This is a genomic window from Rhizobium pisi (assembly GCF_003938655.1).
GTDB classification, from domain to species: domain Bacteria; phylum Pseudomonadota; class Alphaproteobacteria; order Rhizobiales; family Rhizobiaceae; genus Rhizobium; species Rhizobium pisi.
The window spans coordinates 170,968-183,254 of sequence record NZ_RJJT01000008.1; the positions used below are offsets into that span (position 1 = coordinate 170,968).

General features: G+C 61.3%; 10 protein-coding genes and 1 tRNA gene. 3 read left to right on the forward strand and 8 right to left on the reverse strand.

Annotation, left to right across the window (positions count from 1 at the left end):
• Position 1 precedes the first annotated feature (1 nt).
• Both EFD55_RS13215 and EFD55_RS13220 read right to left on the reverse strand, forming a co-directional pair.
• Positions 2–565 carry an A24 family peptidase gene (locus tag EFD55_RS13215; protein ID WP_125845502.1) on the reverse strand — a complete coding sequence of 188 codons (564 nt, stop codon included), beginning with the start codon at positions 563–565 and terminating at the stop codon, positions 2–4.
• A gap of 13 nt (positions 566–578) precedes the next feature.
• Complete coding sequence (locus EFD55_RS13220; RefSeq protein WP_018246152.1) at positions 579–782, reverse strand: hypothetical protein; 204 nt, start codon at positions 780–782, stop codon at positions 579–581.
• Between the two features lie 518 nt (positions 783–1,300).
• Between EFD55_RS13220 and EFD55_RS34380 the strand changes: the two genes are divergently transcribed.
• Positions 1,301–1,423 (forward strand): hypothetical protein, encoded by a 123-nt coding sequence (locus EFD55_RS34380; protein WP_281039983.1) that lies wholly within the window; start codon positions 1,301–1,303, stop codon positions 1,421–1,423.
• The gene (locus EFD55_RS13230) at positions 1,423–2,571 is read left to right on the forward strand and encodes a TadA family conjugal transfer-associated ATPase (RefSeq protein ID WP_245438468.1); all 1,149 of its coding nucleotides are present in this window, start codon (positions 1,423–1,425) and stop codon (positions 2,569–2,571) included. The genes EFD55_RS34380 and EFD55_RS13230 overlap by 1 nt, the downstream gene beginning before the upstream one ends.
• Positions 2,572–2,655: 84 nt before the next feature.
• Here EFD55_RS13230 and EFD55_RS13235 read toward each other — a convergent pair whose 3' ends face one another.
• The 3 genes from EFD55_RS13235 to EFD55_RS13240 form a co-directional block, all read right to left on the reverse strand.
• A complete protein-coding gene (locus tag EFD55_RS13235; RefSeq protein ID WP_125845504.1) occupies positions 2,656–4,062 on the reverse strand; it encodes an RtcB family protein in 1,407 nt (468 codons plus the stop codon).
• 652 nt (positions 4,063–4,714) lie between these two features.
• Positions 4,715–4,840, reverse strand: a tRNA-OTHER gene (locus tag EFD55_RS33160).
• Positions 4,841–4,971: 131 nt separating this feature from the next.
• Positions 4,972–6,528 carry an RNA-binding protein gene (locus tag EFD55_RS13240; RefSeq protein ID WP_125845505.1) on the reverse strand — a complete coding sequence of 519 codons (1,557 nt, stop codon included), beginning with the start codon at positions 6,526–6,528 and terminating at the stop codon, positions 4,972–4,974.
• Positions 6,529–6,738: 210 nt separating this feature from the next.
• Between EFD55_RS13240 and rtcR the strand changes: the two genes are divergently transcribed.
• Entirely contained in the window at positions 6,739–8,346 is a 1,608-nt protein-coding gene (rtcR, locus tag EFD55_RS13245; protein WP_125845506.1) for an RNA repair transcriptional activator RtcR, read from the forward strand.
• Between the two features lie 165 nt (positions 8,347–8,511).
• On the opposite strand, the gene EFD55_RS13250 is transcribed toward rtcR, so the two are convergent.
• From EFD55_RS13250 to EFD55_RS13260, 3 genes are read right to left on the reverse strand one after another with little or no spacing between them, the layout of a single operon-like run.
• Positions 8,512–9,057: a sarcosine oxidase subunit gamma family protein gene (locus EFD55_RS13250; protein ID WP_125845507.1), complete on the reverse strand. Its 546-nt coding sequence runs from the start codon at positions 9,055–9,057 to the stop codon at positions 8,512–8,514.
• A complete protein-coding gene (locus EFD55_RS13255) occupies positions 9,050–12,004 on the reverse strand; it encodes a sarcosine oxidase subunit alpha family protein (RefSeq protein ID WP_125845508.1) in 2,955 nt (984 codons plus the stop codon). Before EFD55_RS13255 ends, EFD55_RS13250 begins: the two co-directional genes overlap by 8 nt.
• On the reverse strand, positions 12,001–12,282 hold the full coding sequence (locus tag EFD55_RS13260; RefSeq protein WP_125845509.1) for a sarcosine oxidase subunit delta: 282 nt from the start codon (positions 12,280–12,282) through the stop codon (positions 12,001–12,003). The genes EFD55_RS13255 and EFD55_RS13260 overlap by 4 nt, the downstream gene beginning before the upstream one ends.
• Positions 12,283–12,287: the final 5 nt, after the last annotated feature.

Sequence of the window (12,287 nt, forward strand, 5' to 3'; positions counted from 1 at the left end):
GTTACCTCACGAGTGAAAGAGGGGTGAAACCAGGCATGAAAAGGCACCAGAGAAGACCGAGAGCAGCGGCAACGCCGAAGCGGACGGTATGATGTGTTTCGCGCGGCTTCAGCACCGAAGCGGCATCGCGGAAACCTGCGGGCAGGAGCAACGCGAACAGTCCGACCGTCCGCAACAGCACGCCCCACTGAACACGCCGCGCCATGGAGAAAACGGCGATCACGCCGCCGACCATCAGCGATGCGAGGGTGACGTCGATGGCGGGCCAGAGGCCGAGAATGGCGCCGAGCGCCGCCATCAGCTTGACATCGCCGCCGCCACAGCTTCCGGCTGCGAAGGCGACGAAGAAGATCATGCCGGCCGCAAGCAGGCCGGCAAAGGCAAGGCCGATCCCTGCCAGACCGCCGCCGACGGCCGCCAGCATGAAGCCGGCAAGCAAGCAGGGATAGGTCACGGCGTTCGGGATGTGACCATGGCGGTGATCGAGCACCGCCGCGGTCATGGTGCAGGCGACGGCAAGAGCCGCCGCTGCAGGCATCAGGGTCAGATCATAGGTGGTATCCATGATCCCGGCCCACTTATTGGCCCGGCTCAGGAATTCTCTCAGCATCCGAGAGGGCCGTGTTCTTTTCGTTGAACCATTCGCCGATCTGTTTGCCGAATGCGAGCAGAAGCAGCATCAGCGGAATGACGATCAGGGCGACGGCAAGAACGATCTGGGCCATGTCGCCACGCTCGTCCTTGTGAAGTGCAATTGCGAGAGTCTTGAGTTTGCCGAACATGTGAGTACTCCTCGTTCTCAGGTTTGTTTCGGATCAAATCCCTGGTGAAGATGAACCAAGCATGCGCTATCGCTCCGAACGAGCACGTTGCTCGTTCCAATGATATTTTCTGCTTCAGCTTAACTTCCCCGGCGGCCAACGTTTGTTGAGCAACACCATTAAGACCCAAGAGTGCGCCCAAGGCCAGCCCTCCGTCAAGCAAACGAAACGAAGGGTTCCAATTGTCTTGGAGGCATCGGTTGACAAAACCGAGTTGACGCCGGATTTTTTCAACTAAACGCCTGAATCGTCTGCAGTTTTACCTGCAAAGACGACGTTTTGGACGACCTTCCGAGTCCTCGTCTACTGCTCCATAATTGGTCAATTCTTTCAAAGCGATAGAAGAAACGGCGCATTGCGGTCAGAATGGCCGTCCGCGCGGGACGCGGCCATGGCGTTGTTTGGCGATCTGGATTAAGCTTTCCTGAAATCGTGGCTATAGTCCCGCCAGTCGATCCGGAGAGAAAACGATGGAAACGATGAGCAGCATCTTGATACTTGCACTGGTCCTCATTCCACTGATGATGTTCTTTCCGACCGCGGTTCAGATGATGGTGACGCTGTTCGGCATGAGCTCCGTCCTTGTCGGGATGCCGCTCTGATGAAGGCCGTTTCCGACGACGCTGCCGAACAGGCAACTTTCCAGATCCTGACCCGGGCGCTGGACAAGCTGCTCGGACCGATCCGTTTTCTCCTCGAAGATCCGAGCGTTTCCGAAATCCTGATCAACGGCACATCCGACATTTTCGTCGAAAGACGCGGCAAGCTCGAACGCGCCGATACGCGTTTCGCCAGCCGGGAGGATCTGGAATCGGCCGCGCGCAGCATCGCGCAATTCTCAGGCAAACGCCTGACGCCTGAAGAGCCGAGCATCGAGGCCCGTCTGCCGGATGGCTCACGCGTGCAGATGATCCAGCCGCCCGCCGCCCGCACCGGGCTCTGCATCTCCATTCGCCGCTTTCTGAAGGAACATCGGAGCATCCGCGATCTCGTCACCCAGGGCAGCTTGACCGAGGAGTCTCTGTCGCTGCTGCAGGCGGCCGTCGGGCTGCAGAAGAATGTCATCATCTCCGGCGGCACCGGCACCGGCAAGACCACGATGCTGAACGCACTGTCGGAAGCCTTTGCCGACCACGAGCGCATCATCGTCATCGAAGACACGTCGGAACTGCAAATCCGCAAGGAACACGTGGTCTATCTCGAAGTGACGAAACCCGACCGTTTCGGCCGCGGCGGCGCCAGCATCCGCGACCTGTTCCGTTCGTCGCTGCGCATGCGGCCCGACCGGATCATCGTCGGTGAGTGCCGCGGCGGCGAGGCGCTCGACATGATCCAGGCGATGACCTCAGGCCACAGCGGCAGCCTTTCGACGGTGCATGCGAACACGCCCTACGATGCCCTGCACCGGCTGGAGACGCTGGCGCTGATGTCCGATATCGACATGCCGCTCCGGCCGCTGCGCGCCCAGATCGCCTCGGCGGTCGACGTCGTCGTGCAGATCGCCCGCTTCAAGCGCACCGGCCGGCGCCGTGTGATCGAGATTTCCGAGATCAAGGGCCTGAACAATGACGGCCAGTATATCGTCGAAAGCATTTACAAGCTGGAAGGCGACGGCCATTCCAATTCCGATGGCGCACTGCTCTGGACGGGCGTCGTCCCGAGCTTCGCCACCGATGCGATGGAAGAACTGCAAGGCGCCGAGCGCGCGGAGTGGATGAAGGCGGAAACCGGCGTGCAGGCAACCGCTTGAAACCTGTTGGCGAACGCTAGCTGGGACTATCTGCCCCGCATGGTGCATTCGAGGGAAGGCAAGCCTAGTTGCCTTCCCCGGTGTTTACTGGCGCTTCTTGCGCCAGGGCGCGCTCTTCTGCCAGTCGCCTGCCATGATGCTCCCGTAGGGGATCACCTCGTCGACCACTTCGGCGAGACCGTAGTGCTCGATCTGTGCCCGCACGTTCGCAGCGCTCTTGTAGGCACTCGGCAGTTCCGACACATCGGCGAAACCAGAGAAGAACCGCGCGTCGAGACCGCTTATTTCCTTCTCCAGAATAGCCGCGATGTTGTTCGGGCTCAGACCTCGCGAATCCGCTCCATACTCCGCAGACAGCTGCCTCATATGCGCGCTGCGCGAAAAGTTGCGGCCAGCGCCATGCGGCGAGAAGCCGAGGCCATGGGCAGCGTTCGAGCCACGAACGATCAGGATCGGCTCCGCCATGTTGAGCGGAATGATGGTCAAATCGGTCGCGTCATGCGCCCAGTTGTCGAAGGCAGGGGTCGCACCCTTTCCGTGGTAGAACAGCCCGTCAGACTTCCGGAAGACGAAATTATGCTCGTTCCAAAAGCGATCTGCGACCTTGGCCGAGAGTTTTTCCGCCGCCATGTCGTGAAGGACATAGTGGTTTTCCCTGGTCCACTGGCGGATCGTCTGCAGCGCCGACCAGTAGGCGTCACCTTCCTCGGTATCTGCCGGAATCCAGGCATTTTCCCTATGCGTCTCAGGCGAGATGCGTTCCCGAAACTGGTTGGCGACCTTCATACCCTTGTCATAGAGCCGCGCCCCCGGCGCCCGCGATCCATGATGGGTCACAAGGGCGGTTTCGCCGGTCGACTTCATCGTCCCGACATAGGCGAAATGATTGCCGTCGCCCTGGGTCGCGAAATGCTCGATGCCAGCGCTCAGCGCACCGTCGCGCAGATAAGGGTTCTGCTCGAAGGCCGAAAGCGTCGCCACGGAAGGCTTCAGCTGTGCGCCGCGCGGACGACCGCCGGGACCGAAATGCGTCACGGCATGCACAGCATCCAGAAGCGACTTCGGATCCACGCCAGGAAGGATCGAGATCGCCATAGAGCAGCAGATATCGGCCGAGTGCATGCCGGGATGGATCGCTTCGGACGCCACCACGCCGCCGACCGGGATCGTTCCCACAGGACCAGCCGGGCAAGCGTCCGGCATGATCGCTGCGGCCCGAACAACGGGTGTGCGCACCAGCGCGCGCATCGTCGCATTGACCTTCTCGACATTGTCTTGTTCGAAGGCGTTCTCGGCACGGATGTTGGAATAGATCTCGATATCGTTATCGGCCCTCAAGGCAAGCGTCGGCCCCGGCTGGAAGGCCCTTGCCGCCTCCAGGGCATCCGCCACCGAGCCACCCTTGCTCAAAACCGCATTGGCCGCGTCGAGAGCCGGGCGAAACCACTTCCCCTGGCTCATGCCGGCATCGATCAAATCCTGTCCGCTCATTACCGCTATCATTGTCTTTTCTGCGTCTGCAGTCCTTCTTGTTCAGTTGCTTCTCTTCACACCGCCTGAGCGACGAGCATTGCCGGAGATCTATCTCACCGCACGCATTCCATGGTCATGGCGCTATGCGGCCCCTGTAGTCACCGGCAGCATTCGCCCAGGGCCTTATCATCGTCCCGGCGACGAGATTTGGCAGGACAGTTTACTGAGCTACGTGCCCCTTTCGGAAGCGCGGGATGGATCGAACATCCGACCTGCCCGCCGGAAATCCGATGGGCCGCTCTACCTGTAGTCCTGCCGGCATTCGCCGAGTTATTCCGTCCCTGTGGAACAGGGATAGTGCATGCAATGCAGCGGCGACGAGGGTGGACGAAACTGGATGGCCCCGCTCGTGCCAGAGAGCGTATGCCCGGAGGAGTCGAACCTGCCAGACCATCCAACGTTGGCGGCTGTAGTTCCGTCCGGCATTCGCCGCTGCATTTGGCTACGGCGACAAGTGTTTAAGAAACTCCCGCTACCAAGGGGACGTTTAATCCCTCGCAGGGTTCGAACCTGCCGCGTCAATGTAGTTCCTTTTGCATTCGCCGTTCATTTCAGCCATGGCGACAAGTGTCCGGGAAACAGCTTGCTCTACCAACTGAGCTACAGGACCAGGCCCTGGCGAGAATCGAACTCGCGACACAGATGTAGTTCCCCATGCATTCGCCATGTCATTCCATTCGTCCGTGACGACGAGGTGTGGTGAAACATCCTGCTCTATCCGCTGAGCTACGGGTCCATAAACTGGAGGACCCGACGGGATTCGAACCCGCGACCTGGAGGGTAAACAGCCTGTAGTTTCATCCGGCATTCGTCACGGTTCCACGCGCCGTTCACGGCGGCGCGAGGGGATTGCTTCCTATGAGCCCGTCAGAGCTCGATCGCCTCGATGGCGTTCACCCAGCCATCCGCTCCTTTGCTATTGGCCGCGAAAGCCGTGATCACCCCATAGACGGCATCCGAGAAGCCACCGATGTTGAGCACATCTTCCCGCGTCGGCGCCTGTGTCGTGGCATGGGGCTGGATGTCGAGGCAGACCAGCTTCGCAGCCGGGTTGACCCGCTTGATCCTTGCCCATTCCGTCATCACCGCCGTCGGCTGGCCGCTCCCGCGCGCATCCACCCAGGACTCATTGTCCGAGATGAACACCACGAGATCGACTTTGGCCTTCTCGTTTGCCAGCCTCTTCAGCGGCGCGGAGCAGTTGGTTCCACCGCCGCCGATTTTCGCCAGCTTACCGGCATTGGTCATCACCGAATCCCGCTTGTTGAGGCTGACGTGCACCACGTCATTCTCGAACGGCAGCACCCGCGCCTTCGGGTTGCGCTGCAGGAACGCCGCGGTCATCAGACCGGCAACATCGATGCAACGAACCGAGGACGTTGCGCCCTTCCGGTAACCGGTCACGGGCGAACCCATGGAACCCGACACGTCGGGGCAGAGCACAACATTGCTCATCAGGGACGGCACGTTGGCTATGGCGATATCCATCGCGTCCTGAAGCGCATCCCGAACGACATCCGGAACCTGGCCATCGACCATCTTCCACGCCATCATCAACTGATAGGGGAAGACCTTTGCCTTGCGGATTTCCTCCGGATCGGCAAGCCGCGCCGCCAGCGCCTCGGCAAACCCCTCGACCTCGAACACGCCATTGCGTGCAAAGGTGTTGAGGTTCTGCCGCACCATCTGCCAACCGCCCTTGCGGGCGATCTCGACCCAATGCTCCCGCGTCAGCGGCAGCGAGGTCAGCATCTGGAACGGGACGTCCGGTACTGGCACCGTCTGGTCACGTCGGAACGCTTCCAATGCCTTGACGAGCTCAGGCAGTGCCGCGTAGTCGTGCGGCTTGCCGATCGCCCAGGCATAAAGCGCCTTGCGCTCCTCTGTAGCCGGCTTCGGATGCACCATGCGGATGACGTCGGCGAGCGAAGGATCGTTTCCGACCATCGCACGCAGGATCTGCTCGGTGCTGGCCCGTTCGAGCCACGCCTGCACCGCCTTCTTCGGACGTGTGCCGAGCGACTTGCGACCCGTGGCGCCAGAGCGCATGACCTGCACGAAGCCGCGCAGCATCTTGCCACTCTTAATCACCCGCGGGAATGCACGGGCGAAGGCATCGCTCTGAAGGCTGGAGAGCATGGCGAGCAACGTCACCGGCATATCCTTCATGTGACCCTTTTCAGCTGCGTAGACCGCCACCCTGGCGAGGAACTCCGGCTCGACCTGAAGGGCAAGCGACTTTACCGCTTCGAGCTGCTCAGCCCCCTCCGCATAGAAGGTGCCGTTGAACGTGCCTGTGACGGCATACTGCGCCAGCGCTTCGCGCGGCGTCAGCTGATAGGCCGGGGCGGCTTCATGATTTTTTGTGTCCGTTCCCGGAAGCAGTTTCCCGAGGTAGGTTTTGAAGATTGCCTTGTTGACCATGACAGCACCTCTTGATTGGTTCGTGCCAGATACATTTCAAGACGCGTGCCAGTTTGGAGAAAAGCACGCATCCCGCGTGTGTTTTTCTTTTATCCATATGTTTTTAAATATGAATTTTTTCCACGCCGTCACACGCAATCATGAATTGCGAAAATCCGCATGCCGATTATATTATCGCAAGGTATAGTACCTTATAATTTTGGATAAGACATGAAGCGCCGCGTCGCCATCAGCATTTTGGGAACCACCCTGGATGCAGGGAAGTGGGAAAATCGCTGGAGCCGCTGGCGGCCCAATGTTGCGCTTTGCCAGCAACCGGGCCTGTTCATCGACCGGCTGGAACTGATCCACGACAACCACTCGCAAGCTCTCTGTCACCGCATCGTTGCCGACATCGAAACCGTGGCGCCGGCAACGGAGGTGCGGAGCAATGTCATCAACTTTCGAGATCCCTGGGATTTTTCGGAGGTCTATACGAGCCTCAGGGACTTTGCCCGCAACTACAACTTCGACCCCGAAACGGAAGACTATCTCGTCAACATCACGACCGGCACTCATGTGGCGCAGATCTGCTGGTTCTTGCTGACCGAAGCCCGCATCATTCCCGGCCAGTTGTTGCAGCTTTCGCCGCCGCGCGACCGGGAACCGGAGCAGGATTTCGCCGGCACGCATCGGATCATCGACCTTGACCTTTCCCGCTATGACGAGATCGCCAAGCGCTTCGCCTCCGAGCGCGAAGACGCCGCGTCCTTCCTGAAGTCGGGGATTTCGACCCGCAGCGCCACCTTCAACAGAATGATCGACGAGATCGAGAGGGTGGTCATCCGCTCGACGGCGCCTGTTCTCCTGACCGGGCCGACCGGTGCTGGCAAGTCGCAACTCGCCCGCAGGATCTACGAGTTGAAGAAGAGCCAGCGCAAGGTCAGTGGTCCGTTCATCGACGTCAACTGCGCGACCCTGCGCGGCGACCAGGCCATGTCCACCCTGTTCGGCCATGTGAAAGGAGCGTTTACCGGCGCTGCCGGCGAGCGTGCCGGCTTGCTCAAGTCCGCCGACAAAGGCGTGCTGTTCCTCGACGAGATTGGCGAACTCGGCCTTGACGAACAGGCCATGTGTCTGCGGGCGATCGAGGAAAAGAAGTTCCTGCCCGTGGGCGCTGATCGGGAAGCGTCCGCGGACTTTCAGCTGCTTGCCGGCACCAATCGCGATCTTGGAGAGGATGTCCGCAAAGGCAGGTTCCGCGAAGATCTCTATGCCCGCCTCAACCTCTGGACTTTCCAGCTGCCGGCCCTGCGCGAACGCAAGGAGGACATTGAGCCCAATCTCGACTTCGAGCTCAGGCGCTATCTGGAACGAGAAGGCGAAAATGTTACGTTCAACAAGGAAGCGCGCGAACGCTATCTTGCTTTCGCAACTGGCCCGCAAGCCGTCTGGAGTGCCAACTTTCGCGACCTGTCGGCCTCGGTTACCCGCATGGCGACCCTCGCGCCCCATGGGCGCATCACGACTGCCGTCGTTGATGATGAAGTCCGACGGCTGAATGCGTTTTGGCGCAGCTCGAGTGACGACGGCAGGGTAGATCTGATTATTGAAGAAGTACTGGGTGCAGAGACTGCTGCTAGCCTCGATCGCTTTGACGCAGCACAGCTTGCCACTGTTCTTCATACCTGCCGTCAACATGCCACGGCAAGCGCGGCGGGCAGAGCCTTGTTTGCGATCTCGCGATTGGGGAAAAAGAGCAGCAACGACGCCGATCGCCTGAGCAAATATCTCGCCCGCTTCAGTCTCAAATTCGAGGACATTAGGAAAGCCGGATAAGGGCTTGTGCTGGGCGTGAACGCCAATCATCTCTTTCGCTCATGGGACAAACCATTGGCGATTGCCGTCGCCATGACCTAAAGCGCTCATCAGCTATTTTGACGAGAGAACGCGGTCATTCCGTCCCGTTAGCGTCGTTCCTGATATTGCCGGCACGGATGGCCTTTATGCGCTATCCTTTTCGGCGCTCGCCGCCATATGGGAGAGATCCTCCCAGAGACTTTCGGCGAAGCTGCGTAGAACGGTGAGCTCGAAACTGTCTTCGCCGGTGCGGACGATTTGCACCGAGAGGTGACCGACCATCGTCATCACGGAATGGCCCTCCAGGAAGACGGCGGGATCCAGATCGACGGCGGTGCCTTTCGAGAGAAGCACCCGCGAGGATCGGCCGGAAACGCCGATGCGCACACGCCCGTGGCTCTGGTCCATGACGTAGGCTTTTCCCGCAAGCGCTGCTGCGAGGGCATCGAGACTGGCCGGGACAAGCGGTTCATCGCCGGCGACGAACCATTGGCGGAAGCCCGCCTTGCGGATCGCACTTTTCGCAAAGCCTACCTTTGCCAATGCCCCAGTGAGTGCCGACGGTTCGATCGCGCCGAGCACATGCAGGAGATGACCTTCCGGCAAGGCTTCCAGCCGGACGCCCGCCTCCGAAGTGCCGTTATGGACCGTCCCGGCAAGAACCGGTCTATGCTGCGGAAGATCACGCATGAAGCTTCTCGTTTTCGGGATCGATAAAGACGGGATGGCAGAGCACCGCATCGGTGAATTCATTGCGCAGGCCGTTCCAGACCGTCACCTTTTCGCCGACGCGCTCCGGCCCGCGCCTGACGAGCGCCAGGCCGATCGTGTGGCCGAGATTGGGCGAGAAGGCGCTCGATGTGACGTAGCCCTGGTCGTTTTCGAGCGTCGCCGCGTCACCCTCGGCAAGGATATGCGAGCCGGTGCGGAAACCACGTGCCGGATCGAGCGGCTTGACGCCGACGAGGCGCGGCCGTTCCGGATCTTGCAGTCCTTCGCGGGCAAGCATCGCCTTGCCGATGAAATCCGGCTTGGTCGTTGAGACCATACGGCCGAAACCGAGATCTCCAGGTGTTACCGTGCCGTTAATTTCCGCATGGGTGACATGGCCCTTCTCGATGCGCATGACGCCGAGCGCTTCGACGCCATAGGCTGAGATGCCGTGTTTCTCGCCTGAGGCCATGATCGCGTCGGCAACCCCTTCGCCATAACCGGCTGGGACTGCCAGTTCGTAGGCGAGTTCGCCGGAGAAGGAGATCCGGAAGAGCCGACCTTCAAGCTGCCCGCCGAAGAGAGAGACCGTGCGGGCGCTCATGAAGGGGAAGGCCGCGTCCGACAGGTCCTCGTCGACGATCTCCGAGAGGATGGCGCGCGACTTCGGCCCGGCAACCGCCATCTGCGCCCATTGATCGGTCGAGGAGGCGAAGCAGACGTCGAGCTCCGGCCAAAGCGCCTGGGCACAGAATTCGAGATGAGTCAGTACGCCGGCGGCAAGCGCTGTTGTCGTCGTCATGAAGAAATGGTCGTCACTGAGTCGGCTGGTAGTGCCGTCATCATAGATGAAGCCATCCTCGCGCAGCATGATGCCATAACGCGCCTTGCCTACAGCAAGCTTGGCAAAGCCGTTGCAATAGATGCGGTCGAGGAAGATAGCCGCGTCCTTACCGAAGATTTCAATCTTGCCGAGGGTCGAGACATCGCAGAGGCCGGCATTCCTGCGGATGTTCAGCACCTCGCGATCGACGCTTTCACGCCACGTCGCCTCACCGGCACGCGGAAACCAGGAGGAGCGATACCAGAGACCGGTTTCGACGAAGACCGCGCCGTTCTTCTCGGCCCAGCGATGCAGCGGCGATTTGCGCACCGGCTGGAAATGCTTGGCCCGCGCGGCCCCTGTCAGCGCGCCGAAGGAAACCGGCGTATAGAAGGGGCGGAAGGTCGTCGTTCCCACTTCGGCGGGCGACACACCGCGCGCCTCGGCGAGAATGCCGATGGCGTTGATGTTGGAAAGCTTGCCCTGGTCGGTCGCCATGCCTGATGTGGTGTAGCGCTTGGCAAGTTCGACATGGCCGTAGCCTTCGCGGACGGCGAGACCCAGGTCCTTGAGATGCACGTCGTTCTGATAATCGACGAAAGCCTTCCCCTTCGAGCCTTTGATGGACCAGAGCGGCTTCGCGTGCGCGGCCGCCTCGGAGGCCAAGGCAAAGGCCGGTTCCGCTCTGAAGCCGATCGCCTCTAGCGCCCCAACTGCCTTTGCTGCACCATCACCGAGGCAGGTCGCGGTTTGCGCAAGACCGGCGGCCGAGCCGGCAACGGTAAGACCTTCCTGCTGGACGGGCGCAAAAAACGCCGAGGCCTCGTTCGACCATTGCGGCTTTGCACCGCGATGGCAGGCAAGATGGATGATCGGGCTCCAGCCGCCGGACATGGCAAGCGCATCCGCTTCGATCCGGCGAAGGCCGCCTGCGGTTTCGACGTTGACGCCGCGCAGGTGCTTGCCGCCAACCGCATCGATAATTCGGCCGCCCTTCAGCACTTCGGCGCGGCCCTGCCAGCTCCCGACTGCATCCGCGCGGCTGTCGACGATTGCCGCGATCTCGAGGCCTACGGCTTCAAGATCGGCGGCGGTGCGGTAACCGGCATCGTTGGTGGTGAAGATCACTGTACGGGCGCCGGGCGCGACCGCCTGCCGGTTGAGGTAGCTGCGCATGGCGCCTGCCATCATCACGCCGGGAATGTCATTGCCGCCGAAGACGAGCGGTCGCTCTTCCGCGCCTGTCGCAAGGATCGCTTGGCCGGCGACGATGCGCCACAGCCGTTCGACCGGACGATCCGGATCGGGGATCGCCACATGCTTCTGCACCCGCTCGATCGCGCCGAAGACATTATCGTCGTACCAGCCGAAAACAGTCATGCGCGGCAGGCGGCGCACGTTTGAAAGTCCTTCCAGCTCGGCAAGCAGCTCGCCGAGAAGGGCGTTCGCCGGCTTGCCGTCGACGCTGCCGCTGTCGGAAAGCAGGCTGCCGCCGAGTTCCGGTCCCTCGTCGGCGAGGATGACGCGCGCGCCGGCGCGGCCGGCGGTGAGGGCGGCGGCAAGGCCGGCAGGGCCGGCGCCGATCACCAGCAGGTCGCAATGCGCCCAGCATTTTTCATAGGAATCGGGATCGGCCTCGTAAGAGGCCCTGCCGAGACCGGCCGCCTTGCGGATCAGCGGTTCGTAGAGCTTTTCCCAGAAGGCCTGCGGCCACATGAAGGTCTTGTAGTAGAAGCCGGCGCTCAGGAAGGGCGAAAGTAGCCCGTTGACCGCGCCGATATCGAAGCCGAGCGAGGGCCAGCGGTTCTGGCTCTTTGCCGTCAGCCCCTCATAGAGCTCGATCATCGTTGCGCGCGTATTCGACTCGGTGCGCCCGCCGCTGCCTGTGGTCACCAGCGCGTTCGGTTCGGCGGCGCCCGCCGTCAGGATGCCGCGCGGACGGTGATATTTGAAGCTGCGGCCGACGAGCTGGACGCCGTTGGCAAGCAGCGCCGAGGCGAGTGTGTCGCCCGGATGGCCTGCGAAAGGCTTGCCGTCGAAGGTGAAGCCGTGCGAGGTGGTGCGGTCGATGCGGCCGCCGGAGGAAAGACGGAAGCTCGTCATGCCGGTTCTCCGCCGAGCTTGGAAAGGGCAGCGTCGCGGACGCTATGGACCGCATGGGTGACGGTATCGCGCTCGACGATCAGCCAGCGGCGGCATCCTGATGAATGGTGCCAATATTCGCTATGCCGGCCACGCGGGTTGTCGCGGAGATAGACATAGTCGAACCAGGCATCCGCACCGGCATCCGGCGCCGGCCTGATAAGGCCGGCATCACCGCGGATCGAGAATTCCTCCTTGGGCCGGGAGCCGCAATGGGGACAGGAAATCAGGCTTGCCATCGTCG

Excerpts from the sequence above, each read along its gene's own strand:
- EFD55_RS13215 (WP_125845502.1), bottom strand. The coding sequence starts at position 565 with ATGGATACCACCTATGATCTGACCCTGATGCCTGCAGCGGCGGCTCTT.
- EFD55_RS13220 (WP_018246152.1), bottom strand. The coding sequence starts at position 782 with ATGTTCGGCAAACTCAAGACTCTCGCAATTGCACTTCACAAGGACGAG.
- EFD55_RS34380 (WP_281039983.1), top strand. The coding sequence starts at position 1,301 with ATGAGCAGCATCTTGATACTTGCACTGGTCCTCATTCCACTGATGATG.
- EFD55_RS13230 (WP_245438468.1), top strand. The coding sequence starts at position 1,423 with ATGAAGGCCGTTTCCGACGACGCTGCCGAACAGGCAACTTTCCAGATC.
- EFD55_RS13235 (WP_125845504.1), bottom strand. The coding sequence starts at position 4,062 with ATGAGCGGACAGGATTTGATCGATGCCGGCATGAGCCAGGGGAAGTGG.
- EFD55_RS13240 (WP_125845505.1), bottom strand. The coding sequence starts at position 6,528 with ATGGTCAACAAGGCAATCTTCAAAACCTACCTCGGGAAACTGCTTCCG.
- rtcR (WP_125845506.1), top strand. The coding sequence starts at position 6,739 with ATGAAGCGCCGCGTCGCCATCAGCATTTTGGGAACCACCCTGGATGCA.
- EFD55_RS13250 (WP_125845507.1), bottom strand. The coding sequence starts at position 9,057 with ATGCGTGATCTTCCGCAGCATAGACCGGTTCTTGCCGGGACGGTCCAT.
- EFD55_RS13255 (WP_125845508.1), bottom strand. The coding sequence starts at position 12,004 with ATGACGAGCTTCCGTCTTTCCTCCGGCGGCCGCATCGACCGCACCACC.
- EFD55_RS13260 (WP_125845509.1), bottom strand. The coding sequence starts at position 12,282 with ATGGCAAGCCTGATTTCCTGTCCCCATTGCGGCTCCCGGCCCAAGGAG.